Origin of the sequence: Micromonospora sp. NPDC053740 (genome assembly GCF_040677775.1) — a bacterium.
Lineage (GTDB): Bacteria > Actinomycetota > Actinomycetes > Mycobacteriales > Micromonosporaceae > Micromonospora > Micromonospora alfalfae.
The window spans coordinates 29,598-54,050 of record NZ_JBFASO010000014.1 but is presented as its reverse complement, the minus strand read 5'-3'; the positions used below and the strand labels follow the sequence as shown (position 1 = coordinate 54,050).

Below are 24,453 nucleotides of genomic sequence, written 5' to 3'. Positions count from 1 at the left end.
CCGGTGTGGCAGACCGCCAGGCGATCAGCGACGCGAGCCCGGTGGCGCGGCCAGCGGCAACGGCAACGTCGGTCGGACGTCGCGCCGGGACGGGCCGAAGCTGAGCCCCACCGGGTCGGTGAGCGCCACCCCGGGGTCGAACAGACGCAGTTCGGTACGGCCCAGCCGGATCACGTCTCCGTCGGAGAGTCGTTCCACCTCGGTGATCCGCCGGTCGTTGAGCCAGGTGCCGTTGGTGGAGCCCAGGTCCCGCAGGGACGGGCCCTCCGGTGCCAGCCACACCTCGGCGTGGCGACGGCTCAGGTGTGGGTCGTTGATGACCACCTGACCGCTCGGCGCTCGGCCGATCACCTGTATCTCGGCTCGCATACGAAAGCTCGCGCCGCGCATCGGTCCACCCGCGACCGTCAACAGCGGCATCAGTTCCGGATGTTCCTCCATGGACAGTCAGCCCTCCACCCCACACCGTCACTCCGCGCGTCAGCTTGCCATCAGACGGTAGTCGTCAATACCGACCGGCCGGTCAGCCTCTCGTCACCTCCCGGCCACCTGCCGTTCGACGATTCGGGCGGGCCGCATCCGTCACCAACGCCCTGACCTGCACTGATCAACGATCGGCCGGGTTGGTGCGACGCCGCTCCCTCGGGCCCGAATCGGGGACCCTACCGGTGAGTAATCCTCGGGTCTAGACTTCCGCCATGACGGCAGTGCATATCCCGGGCGTTCCGGTCATCGACTCGGGCCAGTTGGTCTCCACCAGCCCGGCGACCGGCGCCGAGGCCGGCCGTCTCCCGGTCGCCACCGACGCCGACGTGCGGCAGGCCGTCGACCGCGCCCGCGCCGCCGGCGAGTGGTGGGCGGGTCTCGGCTTCACCGGCCGCCGCCAGCGGATGCTGCGGTGGCGCGCCCTGCTCGCCAAGCGCATCGAGCAGTTGGCCGAGTTGGTGCACGTCGAGGGCGGGAAGCCGGTCGCCGACGCCATCGTCGAGATCGTCACCGCGATCGAGCACATCGACTGGGCCGCCCGCAACGCCGGCCGCGTGCTCGGTCCACGTCGGGTGCGGTCCCGGCTCATCCTCGCCGAGTTCTCCGGGCACCTCGAATACCAGCCGTACGGGGTGGTCGGCGTGATCGGGCCGTGGAACTATCCGGTCTTCACGCCGATCGGCTCCGCCGCGTACGCCCTCGCCGCCGGCAACGCCGTGGTGCTCAAGCCGAGCGAGTACACGCCCGCCGTCGGCCAGTGGCTGGTGGACAGCTTCGCCGAGGTGGTGCCCGAGCAGCCGGTCTTCACCGCCGTGCACGGGCTGGGCGACGTGGGCGCGGCGCTGTGCCGCTCCGGCGTCAACAAACTGGCCTTCACCGGCTCCACCGCCACCGCCCGAAAGGTGATGGCCGCCTGCGCCGAGACGCTGACCCCGGTGCTCATCGAGGGCGGCGGCAAGGACGCCATGATCGTTGACAGCGACGCCGACCTGGACGCGGCCGCCGAGGCGTGCGTCTGGGGCGGCATGACCAACGCCGGCCAGACCTGCATCGGCATCGAGCGGGTGTACGCCGTCGACGCCGTCTTCGACACCTTCGTCGACAAGGTGGTGACCCGCGCCGGTCGGCTGACTGTCGGGCCGGAGGGCACCGACATCGGCCCGATCACCATGCCCAAGCAGATCGACGTGATTCGCCGGCACATCGACGCCGCCATCACGTCCGGCGGGCGCGCCGTGCTCGGTGGCCCGAGCGCCGTGCAGCCGCCGTACGTCCACCCCACAGTGCTGGTGGACGTTCCGGAGGAGTCGGCGGCCGTCCGCGAGGAGACGTTCGGCCCCACGCTGACCATCAGCCGGGTCCGCGACGCCGACGAGGCAGTCGCCCACGCCAACGCCCTGTCGTACGGCCTCGGGGGTTCGGTCTTCGGCCGGCGGCGCGCGGTGGCCATCGCCCGGCGACTGCGCTCCGGGATGGCGTCGATCAACTCCACGCTGACCTTCGCCGGCATGTCCACACTGCCGTTCGGCGGTGTCGGCGACTCCGGCTTCGGGCGGATCCACGGGGAGGACGGCCTGCGTGAGTTCGGTCGGGCCAAGGCGATCACCCGACGTCGTGCCCGGTCGCTGCTGCCGTCGATGACCTTCGAACGCACCCCCGCCGACGTGGCCCGACTCGTCAAGGCCATCAAGGTCATGTACGGAAGGTAAGTGTCGGATAACCGATCATCAACAAGGATCGGCGTATCCACATGTTTATACGCCGTGGTCACGGCGGTACATTGCGTTAAATGGGCCCCAATCGATTGCGCTACCGCCTTGTCGACAGTGACCAGTCGTGGAGCGCCCGACGGCGTCGGCACCGCTCGGACTGGCTGGCGCGCACCTTCCCCGACATCGGCGACATGCACGTCGTCGACCTCGGTGGTCGGCTCGGCACCTGGCACCGCGCCACGGTCAGACCGGCCCGGGTGACAGTCGTCAACCTGGAGCAGCCGCCCGCCGTCGTCCCGGAATGGGCCCACGTCGAGCAGGCCGACGCCTGCGACCTGCCCCCGCACCTCACCAGGGGCAGCTACGACCTGGTCTTCTCGAACTCGGTGCTGGAGCATGTCGGCGGGCACGAGCGCCGGATTCGCTTCGCCGCCGCCGTCCGCTCACTGGCCGACCGGCACTGGGTGCAGACGCCCTACCGCTACTTCCCCATCGAGCCACACTGGATCGCGCCGGGAATGCAGTTCCTGCCGGTACGACTGCGCACAGCGTTCGCCCAACGCTGGCCGCTCGGGCACAAGCCGACCCGCAGTCACGCCGCCGCCATCCACCAGGTGCTCTGGACCGAGCTGCTGGACCGTTCGCAGATGCGCCACTACTTCCCCGACTCGACGATGCTGGTGGAGCGGGTGTTCGGCCTGCCGAAGTCGCTGATCGCGGTGCGCAACGGGTAGAACGCCGGTCAGAAGAGGGTCAACTCGTCCTTCACGATGCCGCGCAGCTTGTCGTAGTCCACGACCACACACCGGATGCCCCGGTCGGTGGCGAGCACCCGGGCCTGCGGCTTGATCTCCTGGGCGGCGAAGACCCCGACGACGGGGCTGAGCAGCGGGTCACGGTTCATCAGCTCGAGATAACGGGTCAACTGTTCCACCCCGTCGATGTCGCCACGCCGCTTGACCTCGACGGCCACCGAACCCGAGTTGGCGTCCCGGCACAGCAGGTCGACCGGGCCGATCGCCGTCATGTACTCGCGGCGGACCAGCGTGAACCCCTCACCCAGGACACCCGGGTTGGCGGCCAGCAACTCCTGCAGGTGCGCCTCCACCCCGTCCTTGCGCAGGCCCGGATCCACACCCAACTCGTACGAGGTGTCCTGGAAGATCTCCTCCAGGGTGATCCGCAGCTCCTCGCCAGCCTTGTTGACGACCCGCCACACACCGGGGGCCTCCTCCAACCGACACGGCGGGCTCATCCAGTTCAACGGCTTGTACGCCCGGTCGTCGGCGTGAATAGACACCGACCCGTCCGCCTTCACCATCAGCAACCGGGTGGCCAGCGGCAGGTGAGCCGAGAGCCGTCCGACGTAATCCACCGAGCACTTCGCAATGACCAACCGCACCCGACGAGGGTAGCCGAGCACCCACCGGTCGCCAGCGAGCGGCACTGGCGCGTCGATGCGATGCTGAGACCGTGTTCGAAGTCCTCACCGGCACCGGTCTCGCCGCCTCGGCGGGGCTGAACGCCTACATACCCCTGCTCATCCTCGGTCTACTCGGCCGTTACACCGACCTGATCGACCTGCCCAGCGGCTGGACCTGGCTCGGCAACGGCTGGGTCATCGCCATCATGGCCGTGCTGCTCGCCGTGGAGATGGTGGCGGACAAGGTGCCAGTGGTCGACCACATCAACGACGTGGTGCAGACAGTGGTCCGACCCACCGCCGGTGGCCTTGCCTTCGGCGCCGGCTCCTCGTCGGAGACGGTGACGGTCAGCGACCCGGGGAGCTTCTTCTCATCCCACCAGTGGGTGCCGGTCGTCACCGGCGTACTGCTGGCGTTGGGCGTGCACCTGCTCAAATCCGCGGCCCGCCCGGTGATCAACGCGACCACCGCCGGGATCGGCGCGCCGGTCGCCAGCACCGCCGAGGACGCCACCAGCGTGGTGGTCTCCCTGGTGGCGATCATCCTGCCGGTGCTGGTGCTCGTCGTCCTGGTCGGCCTGGCGTTCTTCGTCTTCTGGTTCTTCCGTCGTCGATCCGAACGACGCCGCGAACGGGAGGCCGCCCGCGCCGCCGGCTTCCGCGTCTGACACGGCGGATCGGCGGCCCGGCATACCGGGCTTCCCCAGGCTGACAAAAGCCTAGTATCGGGGCAAGAGCCTAGAGGAGGTCGGCATGACCGCAGCGTTGGAGATGCCCCGAGTCCAGGAATGTGTGGTCGCCGCGTGCGCGTACAACCAGTCGGGTGACTGCCACGCCTTCGCGATCACCATCGGCAGCATGGATCACGCCCACTGCCACACCTTCGTCGAGTCGCCCGTCCGGGGCGGCGTGGAGAGCCTGATCGCGCAGGTGGGCGCCTGCCAACGCGCCGACTGCCGGCACAACGAGCAGTTGGAGTGCCACGCGGCGTCGATCAGGGTCGGCCCGGACAACGACATGGCCGACTGCATGACCTACGCTGGCCGCTGACCCACACCCGCCGCCGACCTGCCGGAACAGCCTTCGATCACGGCAGGTCGTTGGCGTGACGGATGACAGTCACCAGGTCGTCGATGATGCCGGTGAGGGCGAAGTCCTTCGGGGTGAAGACCCGGGCGACCCCGGCCGCCCGGAGGGTGTCCGCGTCACTGGCCGGGATGATGCCGCCCACCACCACCGGCAGGTCCGCCCGGCCGGCGGCGCGCAGCCCGTCGAGCACCGCGGGCACGGCGGCCAGGTGCGACCCGGAGAGCACTGAGAGCCCGACCAGGTCGACGTCCTCCTCCACGGCGGCGGCGACGATCTGCCCCGCGGTCAACCGGATGCCCTGGTAGACGACCTCGAAGCCGGCGTCGCGGGCCCGTACCGCGATCTGCTCAGCGCCGTTGGAGTGCCCGTCCAGGCCGGGTTTGCCGACCAGCAGCCGCAGCCGGCCGCTGCCCAACTCCCGCGCGGTGGCGGTGACCCGCTCGCGGACCGCCGCGAGTCCCGGCTCCCCACCGCCGCCGGTGGCACCGGCCAGGCCGGTCGGCGCCCGGTACTCGCCGAAGACCTGGCGCAGCGCGCCGGCCCACTCGCCGGTGGTCACCCCGGCCCGCACGCACTCCACTGTGGCCGGCATCAGGTTGGTGCTGGTCGCGGCGTCCGCGCGCAGCCGGGCCAGCGCCGCGTCGACGACGGCCGCGTCCCGGTCGGCCCGCCACCGGCGTACGCCGTCCACGGCGGCCGCCTCGACGGCGGGATCGACCTGCTCGACGGCGTCCGCGCCGGCGGCGGTCAGCGGGGAGGGTTCGGTCTCGGTGTACCGGTTGACCCCGACCACCACGTCGGCACCGGACTCCATCCGCCGACGGCGCTCGGCCAGCGACGCGACAAGCGCGCTCTTGAGGTAGCCGGTTTCCACCGCGGCGACGACGCCGCCCAACTCCAGCACCTTGTCCAGCTCGACCCGCGCCCCGGTGACGACCTCGTCCACCAGCGCGGTCATCACGTGCGAGCCCGCGAACAGGTCGGGGTATTCGAGCAGGTCCGACTCGTACGCCAGGACCTGCTGCATCCGCAGCGACCACTGCTGGTCCCAGGGGCGGGGCAGGCCGAGCGCCTCGTTCCAGGCGGGCAGTTGGACCGCGCGGGCCCGGGCGTCGCGGGACATCGTCACGCCGAGCATCTCCAGCACGATGCGCTGGATGTTGTTCTCCGGCTGCGCCTCGGTGAGGCCGAGAGAGTTGACCTGTACGCCGTAGCGGAACCGCCGTTGTCTGGCGTCGGTCACCCCGTACCGGTCCCGGGTGATGTCGTCCCAGAGCACGCCGAACGCGCGCATCTTGGCGATCTCCTCGACGAAGCGCACCCCGGCGTTGACGAAGAACGAGATCCGCTGGACCACGTCGCCCATCCGTTCGGCGGGCACCTGACCGGAGTCACGGACCGCGTCGAGCACGGCGACCGCGGTGGCCAGGGCGAAGCCGACCTCCTGCACTGGCGTGGCGCCGGCCTCCTGGAGGTGGTACGAGCAGATGTTCACGGGGTTCCACCGGGGCATCTCACGCAACGTGTACGCCACCACGTCGGCGGTGAGCCGCAGCGAGGCGGCCGGCGGAAAGATGTAGGTGCCCCGGGACAGGTACTCCTTGATGATGTCGTTCTGGGTGGTGCCGGCGCAGCGGGTCAGGTCGGCGCCCTGCTCCAGCCCGACGGCGCCGTACAGGGCGAGCAGCCACATCGCCGGGGCGTTGATGGTCATCGAGGTGTTCGTGTCGGCGAGGGGGAGACCGTCGAAGAGCGCCCGCATGTCGCCGAGGTGGGTCACCGGCACGCCGACCCGTCCGACCTCACCGGCGGCGAGTTCGTGGTCCGGGTCGTACCCGGTCTGGGTGGGCAGGTCGAAGGCGACCGACAGGCCGGTCTGCCCCTTCGCCAGGTTGCGGCGGAAGAGGGCGTTGGTCGCCGCGGCCGACGAGTGGCCGGCGTAGGTGCGCATCACCCACGGGCGGTCCCGCTCGGGCAGCCGCCCCGGGAATGCCGTCTCATCCATGGCCGGAGTCTAAGTTACCGTTCAGTAAAAGGAGCTGTGGAAAACCACACAGGTCCATGTCGGGGACGTCCGGGTGTCAAGTTCCCGCAGTGGCGCGGAACGCCACACCCCGGGCACCACGCAGGGCGGGTCAGGACGCACACTGGACGGCATGGATGACGAGCTGGCCATCTCCGTCCGAGGGCTGCGCAAGGCGTACGGCGACAACGCAGCGGTGGCGGGCGTGGATCTCGACGTGCGCCGTGGCGAGGTGTTCGCGTTGCTCGGCCCGAACGGCGCCGGCAAGACCACCACGGTGGAGATCCTTGAGGGGTACCGACACCGGGATGCCGGCGAGGTCTCAGTGCTCGGCACGGACCCGGCCCACACGGACGCCGAGTGGCGTTCCCGGGTCGGCATCGTGCTCCAGGGCACCGGCGAGTTCGACGAGCTGACGGTGGCCGAGGTGGTTCGGCACTTCTCTGGCTTCTACCTCGACGCCGACGACCCGGCGAAGGTGATCGAGCGGGTCGGGCTGGCCGGCAAGGCGAAGGCCCGCACACACACCCTCTCCGGCGGGCAGAAGCGCCGCCTGGACGTGGCACTGGGCATCGTCGGCCGGCCGGAGCTGCTCTTCCTCGACGAGCCGACCACCGGCTTCGACCCGGAGGCGCGTCGCGAGTTCTGGGAGCTGATCCGCGACCTGGCCGCCGCCGGCACCACAATCGTGCTCACCACCCACTACCTGGACGAGGCGGAAGCGCTCGCCGACCGGGTCGGCGTGATCGCCGGCGGCCGGCTGGTCGAGGTGGCCGCCCCGAACCGGCTGGGCAATCGGCAGGACGCCCTCGCGACGGTCTCCTGGCGTACCCCCGAAGGGACGCTGGAAAGTGCGCAGAGCGCGACGCCAACGGCCTTCGTGGCCGACCTGGCGGCGCGCCACGGCGGCGAGGTCCCCGGGCTCACGGTGACCCGGCCGACCCTGGAGGACGTCTACCTCACCATGATCGGACACGCGCGATGACGACTACGACGAAGCCGGCGACGCCGGTCACCGCGACTCGCGGGCGGAGGCCGGGGGCCGGCGCGCTCGCCCTGCGCCAGGGCCGGCTGGAGATCACCCAGTTCCTGCGCAGCCGGGAGTCGGTGGTCTTCACCATGGGCTTCCCGATCATCATGATCCTGATCTTCGCGTCGATCTTCCATGGGACGATCGGCGGTGGGGTGAAGTTCACGCAGTACTTCATCACCGGCATGATCGCGACCGGCCTGATGACTGTGAGCTTCCAGAACCTCGGCATCTGGATCCCGGTCGAGCGGGACCGGGGCGTGCTCAAGCGCTACCGGGGCACGCCGATGCCGAAGTGGGTCTGGTTCGCCGGCAAGGTGATCATGGTGGTGGTGATCGGCATCGCCGAGACGGCGCTGCTGCTGGCCTTCGCGGTGGCGCTGTTCGACCTCGACCTGCCGGGCACCGCCGGGAAGTGGCTCACCTTCGGCTGGGTCGCCGTGCTCGGGGTGATCGCGTGCACCCTGTGCGGCATCGCCATCTCGTCGGTGGCCAGCACCGCCCGCAGCGGCTCGGCGGTGGTCACCCCGGTGTCCCTGATCCTTCAGTTCATCTCCGGGGTGTTCTTCGTCTTCACCGACCTGCCCACCTGGATGCAGCAGGTGGCGGCGCTGTTCCCGCTCAAGTGGATGTGCCAGGGGCTCCGGTCGGTCTTCCTGCCGGAGAGCTTCGGAGCCCAGGAACCGGGCGGCTCGTTCGAGCTGGGCCGGGTGGCGGTGGTGCTGGCTCTCTGGTGCGTGATCGGTGTGGTGGTCTGCCTGACCACCTTCCGCTGGACCACCAAGCGCGACGGCTGAGCGGCCGGCCGGGGCGGGTGCCCGCCCCGGCCGCCACCACTCAGTACGTGTAGAAGCCCTTGCCGGTCTTGCGGCCCAGGTCACCGGCGGTGACCATCCGCTGGAGCAGCTCCGGCGGGAAGAACTTCTCGTCGGCGGTGTCGGTGTAGATGTTCTTCGAGGCGTGCAGCAGCACGTCCACCCCGGTCAGGTCGGTGGTCGCCAGCGGGCCCATCGCGTGCCCGAAGCCCAGCCGGCAGGCGGTGTCCAGGTCCTCCGCGGACACCACGCCGGACTCGACCAGCTTGACCGCCTCCATCACCAGGGCGGAGATCAGCCGGGTGGTGACGAAGCCGGCGATGTCCCGGTTCACCACCACGACCGTCTTGCCGATCTCCTCGGCGAAGACCCGCGCGGTGTCCAGCGTGGCGTCGCTGGTCTTGTAACCGCGTACCAGCTCGCAGAGCTGCATCATCGGCACCGGGGAGAAGAAGTGCGTGCCGACGACAGCCTCGGGCCGCTCGGTCACCGCGGCGATCTGGGTGACCGGGATCGCCGACGTGTTGGTGGCGAGCACCGCGTCCGACTTGCAGATCTTGTCCAGGGCGCGGAACACCTCGTGCTTGATCTCCAGGCGCTCGAATACCGCCTCGACCACGATGTCCGCGTCCGCCGCCGCCTCCAGGTCGGTGGTCGGGGTGATCCGAGCCAGCGTCGCCTCGACCTCGGACGCCTCGATCTTGCCCTTCTCGGCGAACTTCTCCAGTGACTTCCGAATACCGCCCAGACCCCGGGTGGTGGCCGCCTCGTCCAGGTCGCGCAGCGTCACCTGCCAGCCCGCCTGCGCCGCCACCTGGGCGATGCCGGAACCCATCAACCCGGCCCCGACGACCGCGAGTCGACCCGCCATCTGCTTCTCCCTCGCTGCGATTGAGTGCCTGCCTGCACCCTAGTCGGCGAGACTGAACGATGACTAAGTGGCGGGGGCGTCAGATCTCCAGTGCCGGCTCCTCCGGCGTGGTGCCCCGCTCGACAGCCACCCCGAGCGCACGTAGGTCGGCAACGAAGTCCGGGTAGCCCCGGTCGACGTGGTGCACGTGGGAGACCTCGGTGACCCCCTGCGCGCAGAGCCCGGCAATGATCAGCCCCGCGCCGGCCCGGATGTCGGTGGCCCGCACCGGGGCACCGGAGAGCCGGCCCCGGCCCCGGACCACCGCGTGATGCCCGTCGGTCTTGATGTCCGCGCCGAGCCGCATCATCTCGTTGGCGAACATGAACCGGCCGTCGAAGATGTTCTCGGTGATCAGGGAGGCACCGTCGCTGACGGCCGCCAGCCCGATCGCCATCGGCAGCAGGTCGGTGGCGAAGCCGGGGTACGGCAGCGTCACCACGTCCACCGCCCGTGGTCGCTCGTCCATCCGTACACGGAAGCCGTCTCCCCGGGTCTCCACCAGCCCGCCTGCGGCCACCACCTTGTCCAGGGCGACCTCCAGGAAGGCCGGGTCCAGCCCGGTCACCGTCACGTCGCCCCGGGTCATCGCGGCGCCGAACGCCCAGGTGCCGGCGACGATCCGGTCCCCCACCGTCGCGTGGCGCACCGGACGCAGACCAGGCACACCGGTGATCCGCAACGTGGACGTGCCCGCGCCGACGATGCGCGCGCCCATCTGCTTGAGCATCGTGCAGATGTCGACGATCTCCGGCTCCCGGGCCGCGTTGTCGATCATCGTGGTGCCCTGGGCCAGTACCGCCGCCATCACCAGGTTCTCGGTCGCGCCGACGCTGGGGAAATCCAGCACGATGTCAGCGCCACGCAGACCGTGCGGGGCGGAGGCGATGACGAACCCGTGCTCACCGGAGATCTCCGCGCCCATCCGGGTCAGCCCGGAGATGTGCATGTCCAACCCCCGCGACCCGATCGCGTCGCCGCCGGGATGGGCCACCCGCACGTACCCTCGGCGGGCCAGCAAAGGGCCGAGCACGCAGATCGACGCGCGCAACCGTCGGACCAGGTCGTAGTCGGCCTCCGCGCCCGGCTGCTCGGGCACGTCGATCGTCACCGACCGGGACCGGGCCACGCCGCCCCTGGCGACCATCGGGTCGACCGGGTCGTCGGCGTCGAACTGGACGTCGCAGCCCAGCCGACGCAGCACCTCCCCCATGATCGCGATGTCGGTGATCCGGGGGACGTTGGTGATCACGCTGCGGCCCGGCGCGAGCAGCGCGGCGGCCATCAACTTCAACGCCGAGTTCTTGGCACCGACAACGTGCACGGTGCCGGACAGTCGGGCGTCACCGCGTACCCGGATGACGTCGACATCGTTGACCGCCGAATCGCCGGCGTCGCCGGGGCCCACCACCACCGGCCAGCCGGCGGTGCTGTCCGGCCGCGCCGGGATCGTCAGGTCGGGAATCCGTAGGCTGTGCGTCATGGCCGTCCACCTCACGCGCATCTACACAAAGGCCGGCGACGCCGGCATGACCAGGCTGAGCAACAACGAGCAGGTGCCGAAGACCGATCCACGGATCGCCGCGTACGCGGATGTCGACGAGTGCAACGCGGCGATCGGCGTCGCGCTCGCGCTGGGAGACCTCGACGAGGAGCTTCGCGGCGTGCTGGGGTCGGTGCAGAACGACCTGTTCGACGTCGGCGCCGACCTGGCCACCCCGGTCGAGCCGGAGCCGAAGTACCCGCCGCTGCGGGTGACCGAGGAGTACGTCGAGCGCCTGGAGGGCTGGTGCGACGAGTACAACGCACGCCTGAGCAAGCTCGACTCCTTCATCCTCCCCGGCGGCACCGCAGGTGCGGCGCTGCTGCACGTGGCGCGGACCGTCGCCCGGCGTGCCGAACGGGCAGCGTGGGCGCTGGTGAGCCACGATCCGGAACGAACCAGCACGCTCCCGGCAAAGTATCTCAACCGGCTCTCCGATCTGCTGTTTATCCTGTCAAGAACGGCAAATCCGGCAGGGGACGTGCTATGGGTGCCGGGCGGCAAGCGCTGAACGTCGGGCGCTCCGCACCACGTCAAGGTCTGGGTTCCCACTCTGCCGGCCACCACGCGTAGCCAGGGCCGACTCGTCCTCCGGGCGACCTCCGCCAGGGCCAGGGCGAGTCAGTGTCTAGATCGACTCGGGTTCCATGAAGTCGGGCCATCCTGGCCACCACGGCACCGCGATTTCAAGGAACCCGAGTCGATCACCCGCGCCCGGCCACTGAACAGGCGGGACTCAGCCGCACCGGTAACGGCAGGTGATGAAAAACGCGCCAGAACGGCGGTCAGTGCCCACGAAGGGGTTTCCGGGGGAGCCCGCCCGGCGCAGGGATCAAGCCTGACCGCCCGGAGCCGGGCGGGCTCCCCCGGAAACCACAAGAGCGACCACGAACGCCACCAGCAACCACCGAAGAGCCGATCAGGCAGCAGGCCAGTCCTGGGAGGCCATACGCGGCGAGACCGCCCCCGGAGGGGCGGCCTCGAGCCAGGAGAGAAAACCGGTGACCGTCGATCGCGCCATGGCGATCTCCACCGGTGCGTGGTGACTGGTACAGCGGAGAATCACCCAGTCGGCCGGCATGGAGAACCGCTCCTGACCTTCGGGCAACCGGCGGCGCTCCACTGCCAACCCCTTGCGGGAGAGCACCCGCTTGGGCCGGATCGCGAAGCTGAACATCCGGTACCAGCGCAGCTCGTCACCGGCGAACCGGCCGAAGCCGGGCGACCAGCCGCGGCCGTCGAGCATGGTGGAGACCCGGACGCTGAGCCGGATGATGCCACCGCTGCGGGTGACCAGAGCTCGCCGGACGAAGAGGATCAGTAGCGCGCCGAGGATGACGACAACGCCGATTCCGAATCCTTCGACGATCTCCATCCCCGGTGTGGCTCAGCGGCTCTGCGCGGAGACCGGGGTTGCGCTCTCGGCCAGCACTGTGACACCGTCGGCGCTCACCGAGAGGAAGCCGCCGGCCACCTCGTAGGCGACCTGCTCACCGCCGGCGAGCTTGATGCGTACCTGGCCGGGCTCGGCGAGCTGGCCGAGTAGCGGCGCGTGCCCCGGCAGGACACCGAGCTCGCCTTCGGTCGTCCGGGCGACGACCATCTCGGCGTCACCGGACCAGACCTTCTCCTCGACGGCGACGAGCTCGACGTGAAGCTGCTGTGCCACGCTGTCTCCTTGCTGCGGCTACGGATTGCCGAAAGTCTAGCCTGACGACGCGGCGCGCCCAACGCGGGTGGGGACAACGCCGCCCTGACTACTTGGCCTTGTTCACGAATTCCGGGTGCTCCAGCAGGAACGGGTCCAGTTGTTCGTTGTGCAGGGCGGTGAAAAAGTCCGGGACCCCCTCCTGGAACTGTTCGCCCAGGTATTTCTTGCCGTCGAAGACCCCACCACCGGGCAGCTTGATCATCTCGATGGTGTTCGGACGGATGTCCTTCAGGGCGAGCCCGAAGTCGACAACACTGTTGCCCCGACCGCTGAAGATCAGCGACTGACCGGCGGCGCGGAGCACCTTGTCCAGCTTGATCGGGTTGGACACCACATCGGCGCTGAAGGCCTGGCCGACCATGGCCTTGACGAACTGCTGCTGGTGGCGTTGCCGGCCGTAGTCGGAATCCGGAACGCCGTTCTTCGGGTAGCGCTGCCGGACGTAGTCCAACGCCTGCCACCCACTCAGGTGCTGGTTGCCCTTCTTGTAGAGCGCCTGCGGGCCGACGTAGCCCTCACCGCGGGTGTTGCCCGGCCGCGGCTTGCCGTCCGGCTGCTTGTGCTCTGACTTCACGTCGCGCTCGATGTACATGTCGACTCCACCCATGGCGTCGACGATCTTCTGGAAGCCGGTGAAGTTGATGATCGCGCCCGCGTCGAAGCGCTTGATGCCGGTCACCTTCTGCACGGTGGTGGCCAGCAGCTCGAACCCGCTTGCCGCGTCGGGGTTGGCCCCCGGCACCCTGCTGCCGAACGACATGGCGGCGTTGATCTTCGTGGTCTCGCCCGGGAAGTTGGCCCTCTTGAACTCCGGAATGTGCACGTAGAGGTCACGTGGCAGCGAGAACAGGTAGGCCCGGTCCATCGAGGCGGGCACGTGCAGCACCATGATCGAGTCGGCCAGCGGCGCGGCCGTCGGCGTACGCGGGTCGATGCCGACGAGCAGGATGTTGAGCGGGCCCTTGATGTCGCTCTTCTTCGCCTGGGCGCCCGCGGCCTGGTCGCCGAAGAGGTCTGCCTTGCCGACGGACCCCTCGTAGCGGGCCATCAGCACCTCGGTGCCGACCAGCACGGCGCCGCTGAGCACGGCCAGCACGGTGCCGAACACAGTGCAGATCCTGGCCCACCGCGGCACACCTCGCCAGATGGACCGCTTGCGGCCACGCTTGCCGGCCTCACCCACGAGCATCTCCGTTCGTTACGCCCACGACGAGGAAGACGGGCGCACGTCGCCGAAAGGTTGCAAAGATCAACGCTCGTTCAGGTGAGCGCGGAACGAACCGTAGCTCGGGAGCCTCCAAAGTGACGACCACGAGTAACGGACCGCGACGATGGTAGGACGCGAACATGAACAAAAGACTGCCCCGGCATTGCCGGGGCAGTCTTTTTGCTACAGATCGGACGAGGGCTGGTCAGCCCTTCATCAGCTCCTCAGCCTTCTTCTCAAGGTCCTCGAGGCCGCCGCACATGAAGAACGCCTGCTCGGGGAAGTGATCGTACTCACCCTCGCTGATCTTCCGGAACGCCTCGATGGTCTCCTTGATCGGGACCGTCGAGCCCGGTACGCCGGTGAACTGCTCCGCCGCGTAGGTGTTCTGCGACAGGAAGCGCTCGATCCGCCGGGCGCGAGCCACGGTGATCTTGTCTTCCTCGGAGAGCTCCTCGATACCGAGGATGGCGATGATGTCCTGCAGGTCCTTGTAGCGCTGCAGGATCCGCTTCACCTCGGTGGCCACCTGGAAGTGCTCGGCGCCGACGAACTCCGGGGCGAGGATCCGGGACGAGGACGCCAGCGGGTCCACGGCCGGGTAGATGCCCTTGTCGGAGATCGACCGCTCCAGGTTGGTGGTCGCGTCCAGGTGGGCGAACGTGGTGGCCGGGGCGGGGTCGGTGTAGTCGTCCGCCGGCACGTAGATCGCCTGCATGGAGGTGATGGCCTGGCCCCGGACGGAGGTGATCCGCTCCTGGAGCTCGCCCATCTCGTCGGCCAGGGTCGGCTGGTAACCCACGGCGCTCGGCATACGGCCGAGCAGGGTGGAGACCTCCGAGCCGGCCTGCGTGAAGCGGAAGATGTTGTCGATGAAGAGCAGCACCTCCTGCTTCTTCACGTCCCGGAAGTACTCCGCCATGGTCAGCGCGGAGAGCGCCACCCGCAGCCGGGTGCCCGGCGGCTCGTCCATCTGGCCGTAGACCAGCGCGGTCTTGTCGATGACGCCGGACTCGGTCATCTCGGCGATGAGGTCGTTGCCCTCACGGGTGCGCTCACCCACGCCGGCGAAGACCGAGGTACCACCGAAGTTGCGGGCAACCCGGGTGATCATCTCCTGGATGAGCACCGTCTTGCCCACACCCGCGCCGCCGAACAGGCCAATCTTGCCGCCCTTGACGTACGGGGCGAGCAGGTCGATGACCTTGATGCCGGTCTCCAGCATCTCGGTCTTCGGCTCCAGGTCCGCGAAGGCCGGGGCCTTGCGGTGGATACCCCAGTGGTCGTCCGGGGTCAGGGTCTCGCCCTCTTTGAGGTTGAGCACCTCGCCGATCGCGTTGAACACGTGGCCCTTGACGGCGTCGCCCACCGGAACGGTGATCGGCTTACCGCGGTCGCGCACCTCCGCGCCGCGGACCAGGCCGTCCGTCGGCTGCATCGAGATGGCACGGACCAGGTTGTCACCCAGGTGCTGGGCAACCTCCAGGGTCAGCGTCTTCTCACCGCCGGACAGGTTCACCGTCACGTTCAGGGCGTTGAACAGGGCCGGCATGGCGTCGCGCGGGAACTCGGCGTCGACGACCGGGCCGATGACCCGGACCACGCGACCCGTGGCCGTCTTGGTCTCTACTGGTGCAGTCATCACACTTCACTTCCCGACGCGGCCAGCGCGTTGGCGCCGCCGACGATCTCGCTGATCTCCTGGGTGATCCCGGCCTGGCGAGCCGAGTTCATCTCACGCGTGTACTTCTCGATCATGTCTTCGGCGTTGTCGGTGGCGCTCTTCATCGCCCGCCGCCGTGCCGCCGACTCACTCGCCGCCGACTCGATCAACGCCGCGTAGATCCGCGTGTTGATGTACCTCGGCAGGAGCGCGTCGAGCAGCGCCTCCGCCTCCGGCTCGAACTCGTACGCCGGCAGCAGCCCCTCGGAGCGCGGCCGGTCCTCCACCTGCATCGGACCAATGATCTTGGTGACCGGGTTCTGCGTCATCAGCGAGTGGAACTCGGTGTAGACGATGTGCAACTCGTCGACGCCGAGCACCCCGTCCGCGCCTGCACCGCCGTCGACATCGTCCGCGCCGGCCGTGAACGCCTTGATCAGCGTCTCACCCACAGTGCGGGCGTCCTCGAACGAGGGCTGCTCGCTGAAGCCCGTCCAGTTGGCCTCGATCGGCCGGTTGCGGAACCGGTAGAACCCGACGCCCTTACGCCCGATGACGTAGAGCACCGGCTCCTTGCCGTCCGCCTTGAGCCGCGCGATCAGCGACTCCGCCATCTTGATCGCGTTGGCGCTGTAGCCGCCGGCCAGGCCACGGTCGCTGGTGACCAACAGGACGCCCGCCCGGCGCACCCGCTCGCGCGGGGTGAGCAGCGGGTGGTCGATCCGCGCGTTGGACGCCAGCGCCGTGAGCACGCCGGTGATGGCCTGGGCGTACGGCAGGGACGCCTGCACCCGGGCCTGGGCCTTGGCGATCCGGCTCGTCGCCACGAGCTCCATCGCCTTGGTGATCTTCTTCATCGACTTCGCCGAGCGGATCCGTTGACGAAGAACGCGTACCTGGGCCGCCATGGGATCAGCTCTCGGCCGGGCGGTCGGTCGCGCCGTCGCGGAAGCGGGTCACCGTCTCGCGGTTCTCCTCGCCCTCCAGCGGCGCGGCCGGCGCGTCGTTGACCTTGCGCTCGTCGTCCTTGCCGAGGAAGACCTGCTTGAACTCGCTGATCGCGTTGTCCAGCGAGCCGACGATGTCGTCGCCCCACTGGTTGTCGGCGATTCCGGCCAGCACACCCGCGTGCTTGTGCCGCAGGTACTGGAGGAACTCCGACTCGAAGCGCCGGACCTCACCCACCGGGATGTCGTCCAGCTTGCCCTCGGTGCCAGCCCAGACCGAGACGACCTCTTCCTGCACCGGGTACGGCGAGTAGTTCGGCTGCTTGAGCAGCTCGACCAGCCGGACACCGCGATCCAGCTGTGCCCGGGAGGCCTTGTCCAGGTCGGAGGCGAAGGCGGCGAACGCCTCCAGCTCGCGGTACTGGGCCAGGTTGAGACGCAGCGAACCGGCGACCTTACGCATCGGCTTCACCTGCGCGGCGCCACCGACCCGGGAGACCGAGGTACCGACGTTGATCGCCGGACGGACGCCCTGGTTGAACAGGTCGGTCTCCAGGAAGATCTGGCCGTCGGTGATCGAGATGACGTTGGTCGGGATGAAGGCCGAGATGTCGTTGGCCTTCGTCTCGATGATCGGCAGACCGGTCATCGAGCCGCCACCCAGCTCGTCGGAGAGCTTCGCGCAACGCTCCAGCAGACGCGAGTGCAGGTAGAAGACGTCGCCCGGGTACGCCTCACGGCCCGGCGGGCGACGCAGCAGCAGCGACACGGCCCGGTACGCCTCGGCCTGCTTGCTCAGGTCGTCGAAGACGATCAGGACGTGCTTGCCGCCGTACATCCAGTGCTGCCCGATGGACGAGCCGGTGTACGGGGCGATGTACTTGAAGCCGGCCGGGTCGGACGCCGGGGAGGCCACGATGGTGGTGTACTCCATCGCGCCCGCCTCCTCCAACTGCCCCTTGATGGAGGCGATGGTGGAGGCCTTCTGGCCGATGGCGACGTAGATGCAGCGAACCTGCTTCTTCGGGTCGCCGGTGCGCCAGTTGTCCCGCTGGTTGAGGATGGCGTCCAGGGCGACAGTGGTCTTGCCGGTCTTCCGGTCGCCGATGATCAGCTGCCGCTGGCCCCGACCGATCGGGGTCATCGCGTCGATCGCCTTGATGCCGGTCTGCAGCGGCTCGAACACCGACTGCCGGGACATCACGTTCGGAGCCTGCAGCTCCAGCTCGCGGTAGCCCTCGTCGGCGATGTCGCCGAGGCCGTCGATCGGTTGGCCGAGCGCGTTGACCACGCGGCCGAGGAAGGCATCGCCGACGGGCACGGAGAGCACCCGGTCGGTGCGCTTGACCCGCTGCCCCTCCTCCAGCTTGGCGGAGTCACCGAGGACGACGACGCCGATCTCCCGGACGTCGAGGTTCAACGCCACGCCGAGCGTGCCGTCCTCGAACTCCAGGAGCTCGTTGGTCTTGGTCGAGGGCAGGCCCTCGACGTGGGCGATACCGTCGCCGGTGTCGGCGACGGTGCCGACCTCCTCGCGGGAGACGTCGGACGAGTAAGAGGAGACGTAGCGCTCCAGGGCGCCGCGAATCTCCTCCGTCGAGATGGTCAGCTCGGCCATCCTCTGCTTCCTTAAAATTCAGGGGCCCGGGATACCTAGTACCAACCGGTCCGAATGGCGTCTGTCAATCCGGGCGCTGGGCGGCGGATCCGCCCCGATGCTGGGCGACACACCGCCCCAACACGGGGCGGTGCAGCCGATCAGCGCTTCGCGAGCGCGTTGCGGGTCTCGTTGAGGCGGCGCAGGATGGTGCCGTCGTACAGGTCGGAACCGACCCGGACGCTCACGCCACCGAGGACGGCGGGGTCGACCGTCTGCTTGACGGAGACCTCCCGACCGTATATCGCGGTGAGGCTCGCACCCAGCCGACGCTCGTCCTCGTCACTCAACGGGGCCGCGACGGTCACGTACGCCACCTGCCGGTCACGCCGTTCGGCGGCGAGCTCGACCAGCCGGGTGAGCGCCCCGGTGAAGGAACGTCCCCCGAACCCGCCGAGCGCGACCTCGACGAGGCGGACGGTGACCGGAAGGGCCTTGTCGGCGAGCAGCTCGCGGGCCAGGGTGGTCCGCTGCTCGACCGGGGCGACCGGGTCGGCGAGCGCGTTGCTCAGCGCCGACTGACCGGTCACGACCTGGCCGAAGCGGAACAGCTCGTCCTCGACCTCGCCCAGCTCGCCGGCGGAGTCGGCGCTGGCCAGCAGCGCCTCCACGCCGAGGCGCTCGGTGCCGTCGAGTAGCTCCGACGGTGCCGACCACCGGCCGGAGACCAGCGACACGAGCAGGTCGAGCGCGTCAGCGCCGATCCGCCCGCCCAGCATGTCGCCGAGCAGAGCGCCGCGATCCGCACCGGACCGGGCCGGGTCGGAGAGCGCCCGGCGCAGCCGCGGCTCGCGCCGCAGCAGGGTCGCCACGGAGAGGATGGCGTCGGCGGTGGAGGCCACCGCCGACGGCTCCGCGCCGCGGACGTACGCGTCGAGGCGCTCGGCCCCGGCCTTGTACGACTCCCGGCTGGCGGCCTGCATCAGCGGGCCCCCGTGCTCTCGAGACCGCTCAGGAACCGGTCGACGGTGCCCTTGCGCCGCGCCTCGTCGGCCAGCGACTCGCCAACGATCTTGCTGGCCAGGTCCACCGCGATCGTGCCGACCTCCGCGCGCAGCTCGCGCACGATGGTGGCCCGCTCGGCGGCGAGCGCGTCCTTGCCCGCCTGGATGACCCGGTCGGACTCTTCCCGCGCCTTGGCGAGGATGTCCTGCCGGATGCCCTCGGCGTCGGCCCGCGCGTCGTCACGGATCTTGGCGGCGTCGGTCCGGGCCTCAGCGAGCTGGGCACGGTACTGCTCGAGCAGCTGGTTCGCCTCGGCCTGGGCGGCCTCGGCGCGCTTGATGCCGCCCTCGATCGCGTCGACCCGAGCCTGGAACGTCTGCTCCATACGCGGGAAGACGAACTTCATCAGCACGAAGCAGAGCACGGCGAAGGCGACCGTGCCGACCACGATCTCTTGCCAGATCGGAATGATCGGGTTGTGCTCTGACTCACCACCCTCGGCGGCGAGGAGGAACAACATGGGTGACCTCCCGGTCGGAAGGGGCGGAATCAGCCGGCCCAGATGAAGCCGAAGGCGATGCCGAACAGCGCGAGCGCCTCGATGACGGCGAAGCCGATCCAGACGTACGGCAGGGTCATGCGCGACGACTCGGGCTGCCGGGCGGTCGACTGGATATAGGCGGCGAAGACCAGGCCAACGCCGATGCCCGGGCCGATGGCCGCGAGGCCGTAGCCGATGGCGGCGGTGCTGCCCTCTACCGCGGCGACGTAATCCATTAGTGGTTCCTCCTGGTTATCACGCGTGACTCTCACGCGGGACGACAACGGTTGGTGCGTGGATCAGTGCTCTTCGGCGAGCGCACCCTGGATGTAGCTGGCGCTCAGCACGGTGAAGACGTAGGCCTGCAGGACGATGACCAGTGCCTCGAGGAGGGTCAGCGCCACGGTCATCACCCAGGAGACCACCGAGATCGGCGCCAGCCAGGCGTTGGCGTTGAGCATCGCGAAGCCGCCGAGCGTGAAGACCAGCAGGAGCATGTGGCCGGCGAACATGTTGGCGAAGAGACGAACGGCCAGCGAGAACGGCCGGATGATGAAGGTCGAGAACGCCTCGATCGGGATCAGCAGCGGCAGGATGTACCACGGTGCCGGCGGGATCAGGGCGTGCTTGAAGTATTTGCCGAAGCCGTGGTGCCGGATGCCGATGTAGTTGAACAGCACGTAGCTGATAACCGCGAGGATCGCCGGGAAGGCGATGTGCGAGTTCGGCGAGATCTGGAACAACGGAATGATCGCGAACGCGTTCGTCAGCAACACGAAGCAGAACAGCGTCGTGAAGTAGGGAGCGAACCGCACGCCCTGGTGACCGATCATGTCGACCGAGATGTTGTTCCGGACGAAGCCGTAGATCGACTCGGCGAACCACTGCTTCTTGGTCGGCACCAACTTCGGGTTCCGGTACGTCGCCAGGAAGAAGATGATCAGAACGCCGACCGCGATCCAGATCATCAGCGTGAACTTGGTGAACCACGGAGCGTTCTCCACACCCCAGGGCGCGATCGCGGGCAGGTAGAAGTCGTCCACACTGGGTGGGAATGCCGCCTGGCCCGCTGCCAGAACGTTCGCCTGTCCGAACACCGTGTCCCTTCCTAAGTAGGCGTGCCGAGCCGACGGACGACGAGGATGATCCCCCCGGTCACGCCGAGCACGACGCCGATGCCGGTGGCGACGCCACCGGTATCGAGCCACTGGTCGACCAGCCAGCCGATGAAACCCCACACGAGCATTCCTCCGATGAGGTAGCTGAGCGCGGTCCAACCCTGACCGGCGCCGGACGGATAATCGTCCGGTTCACCGGCGGGACGGGGGGTTTGGTCACCAGCCATGACGGGGCGAACGATATCAGCCGGGAAGACGAGGCTGTGCCTCACCCCCCGCACAACCGTCGTTGTGTGGGCTTCTCGTGGGCGCCGTCGTCTGTGGGCACGCTACTCCCCTTCCGCCCGTCGGAAAATGACCGGAGGCCGACACATTGCGGCGCGTCCGCTGGTTGGGACGACCGCCAGGTCAGCCGCGGGGCCGGCGAGCGTGCACCGCGGTCAGCCACCAGAGGTGTACCGCTGTCCACACTGCCACCCCGGCGACGATGCCAAGGCAGAGAGGGATCAAACCGGGCCAACCGGTCGACGCCACAGCCACCAGCACCACACCCAGCAGGCTGAACTTCAGCACGTACAGGCCCACCCCGAGCGGCAGCAGCAACTGCGGGTTGACCTGGTCGGCCCGGGCCAGCACCACAGTGGTGAGGGTGTAGCTGAGCACCGTGACGCCCACGCCGGCCGCCGCGCCGAGCGCGGCCGTGACGCCGCCGGTCACACCGCCCACCACCGCGGCGACAACGGCGAGCGCCGCCGACGCCCCGAGCAACACCGGCAGGTGCCGCAGCCGCCACCGCCGGTCGGTGCCCGGCTCGACCACCCCGGGCTCAGCCACGGGGGTACGCCGGGAACGCCGCTACCAGCTCGGACACCTCGGCACCCAGCCGGATCAGCTCGTCGGCCCCGCCCGGGGCGCCGGGATCGGTGCGCACCGCACGGGCGATCAGGGTCGCCACCTGGCGCAGCTCCCCCTCGCGCATCCCCTGAGTGGTGACGCTCGGGGTGCCCACCCGGATGCCGGAGGCCACCATCGGCGGCTGCGGATCGTACGGAATGGCGTTCTTGTTCAGGGTGATCGACGCGGCGTCGCAGCGTCGCTCGGCCTCGATGCCGGTCACCCCCAGCTCCCGCAGGTCGATCAGTGCGAGATGGGTGTCGGTGCCACCGGACACCGGGCGCATCCCCTCGTCGGCCAGCCCGGCGGCGAGCGCCTGGGCGTTGCTGACCACCTGCCGGGCGTACGTCTGGAACTCCGGCTGGGCGGCCTCGCGCAACGCCACCGCCTTGGCCGCGACAGCGTGCATCAGCGGTCCGCCCTGGGTGAACGGGAAGACCGCCTTGTCGATCCGCTGGGCCAGCGACTCACGGCACAGGATCATGCCGCCGCGCGGACCGCGCAGCACCTTGTGGGTGGTGGCGCAGACGACATCGGCGTACGGCACCGGGGACGGGATCGCCCGGCCGGCGACCAGGCCGATGAAGTGCGCCGCGTCCACCATCAGGTACGCGCCGACCTCGTCGGCGATCTCCCGGAACCGCGCGAAGTCGATCAGACGCGGGTACGCGGTGGCCCCACAGATGATCAGCTTGGGTCGGTGCGCCCGCGCCAGGTCCCGTACCTCGTCGTAGTCGATCTGCTCGGTGTCCGGCCGGACCGGGTAGCCGACCGGGTGGAACCACTTGCCGGAGAAGTTCACCCGGCTGCCGTGGGTGAGGTGCCCGCCGTGCGGCAGGTCCATCGCCAGCACCGTGTCCCCCGGCTGCACCAACGCGGCGTACGCGGCCAGGTTGGCGCTCGCCCCGGAGTGCGGCTGGAGGTTGGCGTGCTCGGCCCCGAACAGCTCCTTGGCCCGGACGATGCCGATCTCCTCGGCCCGGTCCACCTCGGCGCAGCCGCCGTAGTAGCGCCGGCCCGGGTAACCCTCGGCGTACTTGTTGGTCAGCGTCGAGCCGAGCGCGGCTAGCACCGCCGGCGAGGTCAGGTTCTCGCTGGCGATGAGTTGCAAGCCGCCGCGCAACCGGTCCAGCTCGCCGAGGACCACAGCGGCGATCTCCGGATCAGTGGCCCTGAGCTGCGCGAAATCCGGCCCCCAGAAGGTGCTCGTCTCGGTCTCCACAGCGAACGAGTCTAGGGGGCCGCAGACTGGGACCTGTGAGATGCCTCGTCACCGGAGCTACCGGCTACATCGGCGGGCGGCTGACGCCGCTGCTGCTCGCCGACGGTCACACAGTGCGCTGCCTCGCCCGCAAGGCGGTGCGGCTGCGCGACGTGCCCTGGGCCTCGGCGGCCGAGATCGTCGAAGGGGACCTGAGTCGGCCGGAGACGCTGGCCGCCGCGTTCGCCGACGTGGACGTCGCGTACTTCCTGGTGCACTCGTTGGGCCGGTCCGACTTCGAGGCGGCCGACCGAACGGCGGCGACCAACTTCGCGGCGGCGGCGCGCGCGGCCGGCGTACGGCGGATCGTCTACCTGGGCGGCCCGGAGCCGGCGTCCGACGCGGAGGTGCCCTCCCCGCACCTGCGGTCCCGTGCCGAGGTCGGTCGGATCCTGCTGGAGAGCGGGGTGCCCACGGCGGTGCTCCGCGCCGCAGTGATCATCGGGTCCGGCTCGGCGTCGTTCGAGATGCTGCGCTACCTGACCGAGCGGCTGCCCGCCATGGTCACCCCACGCTGGGTCGGCAACCGGATCCAACCGATCGCGGTCCGCGACGTGCTGCACTACCTGGCCGGCTGCGCCGACCTGCCGGCCGAGGTCAACCGGGGCTTCGACGTCGGCGGGCCGGACGTGCTGACCTTCCGCGAGATGATGCAGCGCTACGCCCGGGTTGCCGGGCTGCGCCGGCGGATCATCGTGCCGGTCCGCCCGCTCACCCCGTCGCTCTCCTCGCACTGGGTCGGCCTGATCACCCCGGTGCCGAACAAGATCGCCCGCCCGCTGGTGGAGAGCCTGATCCACGAGGCGGTCGCCCACGAACACGACATCGCCCGCTACGTCCCGGACCCGGCCGGCGGGCTGACCGGCTTCGACGAGGCGGTGGCGCTGGCGCTGGCCAAGGTGCGCGACGCCCAGGTGGAGACCCGCTGGTCGAACGCGAGCGGCCCGGACGCGCCCGCCGAGCCACTGCCCACCGACCCGGTGTGGTCCGGTGGCACCGCCTACACAGACGTCCGGGAACGGGTCGTGGACGCGCCGCCCGCGGCGCTCTGGCGGGTCGTCGAGGGCGTCGGCGGCGAACACGGCTGGTACTCGTTCCCCCTCGCCTGGTCGATCCGCGGCTGGCTGGACCGGCTGGTCGGCGGGGTCGGGCTGCGCCGCGGTCGACGCGACCCACACCGCCTCCAGGTCGGTGAGGCGCTGGACTTCTGGCGGGTCGAGGAGATCGTCCCGGGCGAGTTGCTGCGACTGCGCGCCGAGATGCGGCTACCCGGCCGGGCCTGGCTGGAGATGCGGGTACTACCGGCCGACGACGGCCGCAGCCGCTACCAGCAACGCGCCGTCTTCCTGCCACGTGGCCTGCCGGGGCACGCCTACTGGAAGTCGGTGGCCCCGTTCCACGCTGTGGTCTTCGGCGGAATGGCCCGCAACATAGCCCGCAACGCCGAACAACCCCGCTAACCCGCTAACCCGCTCCCC

The 24,453-nt window shown here is 69.5% G+C and carries 26 protein-coding genes; 8 read left to right on the top strand and 18 right to left on the bottom strand.

The genetic code is table 11. The annotated features are described in order from the left end of the window. Nucleotides 1-24: 24 nt before the first annotated feature. Nucleotides 25-390 (bottom strand): FHA domain-containing protein, encoded by a 366-nt coding sequence (locus tag AB0K35_RS30400; RefSeq protein WP_357185272.1) that lies wholly within the window; start codon nt 388-390, stop codon nt 25-27. Between the two features lie 308 nt (nt 391-698). Between AB0K35_RS30400 and AB0K35_RS30395 the strand changes: the two genes are divergently transcribed. Beyond that, nucleotides 699-2,195 (top strand): aldehyde dehydrogenase family protein, encoded by a 1,497-nt coding sequence (locus AB0K35_RS30395; RefSeq protein ID WP_363889771.1) that lies wholly within the window; start codon nt 699-701, stop codon nt 2,193-2,195. An 80-nt stretch (nt 2,196-2,275) separates the two neighbouring features. Beyond that, nucleotides 2,276-2,932 carry a class I SAM-dependent methyltransferase gene (locus AB0K35_RS30390; protein WP_238670524.1) on the top strand — a complete coding sequence of 219 codons (657 nt, stop codon included), beginning with the start codon at nt 2,276-2,278 and terminating at the stop codon, nt 2,930-2,932. Between the two features lie 8 nt (nt 2,933-2,940). On the opposite strand, the gene nucS is transcribed toward AB0K35_RS30390, so the two are convergent. Then, nucleotides 2,941-3,600, bottom strand: a complete 660-nt coding sequence (gene nucS, locus AB0K35_RS30385; protein WP_124773555.1) for an endonuclease NucS — start codon at nt 3,598-3,600, stop codon at nt 2,941-2,943. A 71-nt stretch (nt 3,601-3,671) separates the two neighbouring features. Between nucS and AB0K35_RS30380 the strand changes: the two genes are divergently transcribed. Then, nucleotides 3,672-4,289 carry a DUF4126 domain-containing protein gene (locus AB0K35_RS30380; protein WP_238670525.1) on the top strand — a complete coding sequence of 206 codons (618 nt, stop codon included), beginning with the start codon at nt 3,672-3,674 and terminating at the stop codon, nt 4,287-4,289. Between the two features lie 85 nt (nt 4,290-4,374). Beyond that, entirely contained in the window at nt 4,375-4,671 is a 297-nt protein-coding gene (locus AB0K35_RS30375) for a DUF1540 domain-containing protein (RefSeq protein ID WP_203120485.1), read from the top strand. Nucleotides 4,672-4,708: 37 nt separating this feature from the next. Here AB0K35_RS30375 and AB0K35_RS30370 read toward each other — a convergent pair whose 3' ends face one another. Beyond that, complete coding sequence (locus AB0K35_RS30370; protein ID WP_363889768.1) at nt 4,709-6,715, bottom strand: protein meaA; 2,007 nt, start codon at nt 6,713-6,715, stop codon at nt 4,709-4,711. A 151-nt stretch (nt 6,716-6,866) separates the two neighbouring features. Here AB0K35_RS30370 and AB0K35_RS30365 point away from each other — a divergent pair, with 151 nt between their 5' ends. Together AB0K35_RS30365 and AB0K35_RS30360 are read left to right on the top strand one after the other, a co-directional pair. Beyond that, complete coding sequence (locus AB0K35_RS30365; RefSeq protein ID WP_238670527.1) at nt 6,867-7,718, top strand: ABC transporter ATP-binding protein; 852 nt, start codon at nt 6,867-6,869, stop codon at nt 7,716-7,718. Then, entirely contained in the window at nt 7,715-8,560 is an 846-nt protein-coding gene (locus AB0K35_RS30360) for an ABC transporter permease (RefSeq protein ID WP_363889766.1), read from the top strand. Before AB0K35_RS30365 ends, AB0K35_RS30360 begins: the two co-directional genes overlap by 4 nt. A gap of 40 nt (nt 8,561-8,600) precedes the next feature. Here the strand turns inward: AB0K35_RS30360 and AB0K35_RS30355 are convergent, their stop codons facing one another. After that, on the bottom strand, nt 8,601-9,449 hold the full coding sequence (locus AB0K35_RS30355) for a 3-hydroxyacyl-CoA dehydrogenase family protein (RefSeq protein WP_363889764.1): 849 nt from the start codon (nt 9,447-9,449) through the stop codon (nt 8,601-8,603). 79 nt (nt 9,450-9,528) lie between these two features. Further along, a complete protein-coding gene (gene murA, locus AB0K35_RS30350; protein ID WP_238670529.1) occupies nt 9,529-10,971 on the bottom strand; it encodes a UDP-N-acetylglucosamine 1-carboxyvinyltransferase in 1,443 nt (480 codons plus the stop codon). Between murA and AB0K35_RS30345 the strand changes: the two genes are divergently transcribed. Further along, nucleotides 10,970-11,542, top strand: coding sequence for a cob(I)yrinic acid a,c-diamide adenosyltransferase (locus AB0K35_RS30345; protein ID WP_238670530.1), 573 nt, complete (start codon nt 10,970-10,972; stop codon nt 11,540-11,542). The two genes, murA and AB0K35_RS30345, sit on opposite strands and share 2 nt — an antisense overlap. Nucleotides 11,543-11,950: 408 nt before the next feature. Here the strand turns inward: AB0K35_RS30345 and AB0K35_RS30340 are convergent, their stop codons facing one another. The 13 genes from AB0K35_RS30340 to glyA all read right to left on the bottom strand — a co-directional run bounded on the left by AB0K35_RS30340 (nt 11,951) and on the right by glyA (nt 22,936). Beyond that, nucleotides 11,951-12,406 (bottom strand): DUF2550 domain-containing protein, encoded by a 456-nt coding sequence (locus tag AB0K35_RS30340; RefSeq protein ID WP_124857610.1) that lies wholly within the window; start codon nt 12,404-12,406, stop codon nt 11,951-11,953. A gap of 12 nt (nt 12,407-12,418) precedes the next feature. Further along, nucleotides 12,419-12,700, bottom strand: coding sequence for a F0F1 ATP synthase subunit epsilon (locus AB0K35_RS30335; RefSeq protein WP_030333186.1), 282 nt, complete (start codon nt 12,698-12,700; stop codon nt 12,419-12,421). A gap of 88 nt (nt 12,701-12,788) precedes the next feature. After that, entirely contained in the window at nt 12,789-13,931 is a 1,143-nt protein-coding gene (locus AB0K35_RS30330) for an LCP family protein (protein WP_238670531.1), read from the bottom strand. Nucleotides 13,932-14,154: 223 nt separating this feature from the next. After that, the gene (gene atpD / locus AB0K35_RS30325; protein WP_238670532.1) at nt 14,155-15,591 is read right to left on the bottom strand and encodes a F0F1 ATP synthase subunit beta; all 1,437 of its coding nucleotides are present in this window, start codon (nt 15,589-15,591) and stop codon (nt 14,155-14,157) included. Then, nucleotides 15,591-16,520 (bottom strand): F0F1 ATP synthase subunit gamma, encoded by a 930-nt coding sequence (locus AB0K35_RS30320; RefSeq protein ID WP_238670533.1) that lies wholly within the window; start codon nt 16,518-16,520, stop codon nt 15,591-15,593. Before AB0K35_RS30320 ends, atpD begins: the two co-directional genes overlap by 1 nt. A 4-nt stretch (nt 16,521-16,524) precedes the next feature. Next, the gene (gene atpA / locus AB0K35_RS30315) at nt 16,525-18,177 is read right to left on the bottom strand and encodes a F0F1 ATP synthase subunit alpha (protein WP_238670534.1); all 1,653 of its coding nucleotides are present in this window, start codon (nt 18,175-18,177) and stop codon (nt 16,525-16,527) included. Between the two features lie 140 nt (nt 18,178-18,317). After that, a complete protein-coding gene (locus AB0K35_RS30310; protein WP_238670535.1) occupies nt 18,318-19,139 on the bottom strand; it encodes a F0F1 ATP synthase subunit delta in 822 nt (273 codons plus the stop codon). Next, nucleotides 19,139-19,678 (bottom strand): F0F1 ATP synthase subunit B, encoded by a 540-nt coding sequence (locus AB0K35_RS30305; RefSeq protein ID WP_091406472.1) that lies wholly within the window; start codon nt 19,676-19,678, stop codon nt 19,139-19,141. The genes AB0K35_RS30310 and AB0K35_RS30305 overlap by 1 nt, the downstream gene beginning before the upstream one ends. Before the next feature lie 32 nt (nt 19,679-19,710). Next, nucleotides 19,711-19,938, bottom strand: a complete 228-nt coding sequence (locus tag AB0K35_RS30300; protein ID WP_074314047.1) for an ATP synthase F0 subunit C — start codon at nt 19,936-19,938, stop codon at nt 19,711-19,713. A gap of 63 nt (nt 19,939-20,001) precedes the next feature. Continuing rightward, a complete protein-coding gene (gene atpB, locus AB0K35_RS30295) occupies nt 20,002-20,799 on the bottom strand; it encodes a F0F1 ATP synthase subunit A (RefSeq protein ID WP_091405892.1) in 798 nt (265 codons plus the stop codon). A gap of 11 nt (nt 20,800-20,810) precedes the next feature. Continuing rightward, nucleotides 20,811-21,047 carry an AtpZ/AtpI family protein gene (locus tag AB0K35_RS30290; protein ID WP_091405894.1) on the bottom strand — a complete coding sequence of 79 codons (237 nt, stop codon included), beginning with the start codon at nt 21,045-21,047 and terminating at the stop codon, nt 20,811-20,813. Nucleotides 21,048-21,228: 181 nt separating this feature from the next. Next, nucleotides 21,229-21,654, bottom strand: a complete 426-nt coding sequence (locus AB0K35_RS30285) for a hypothetical protein (RefSeq protein ID WP_238670536.1) — start codon at nt 21,652-21,654, stop codon at nt 21,229-21,231. Continuing rightward, nucleotides 21,647-22,936 carry a serine hydroxymethyltransferase gene (gene glyA / locus AB0K35_RS30280; RefSeq protein ID WP_363889757.1) on the bottom strand — a complete coding sequence of 430 codons (1,290 nt, stop codon included), beginning with the start codon at nt 22,934-22,936 and terminating at the stop codon, nt 21,647-21,649. The genes AB0K35_RS30285 and glyA overlap by 8 nt, the downstream gene beginning before the upstream one ends. 35 nt (nt 22,937-22,971) lie before the next feature. On the opposite strand from glyA, the gene AB0K35_RS30275 reads away from it, so the two are divergent. After that, complete coding sequence (locus AB0K35_RS30275; protein ID WP_363889755.1) at nt 22,972-24,435, top strand: SDR family oxidoreductase; 1,464 nt, start codon at nt 22,972-22,974, stop codon at nt 24,433-24,435. Nucleotides 24,436-24,453: the final 18 nt, after the last annotated feature.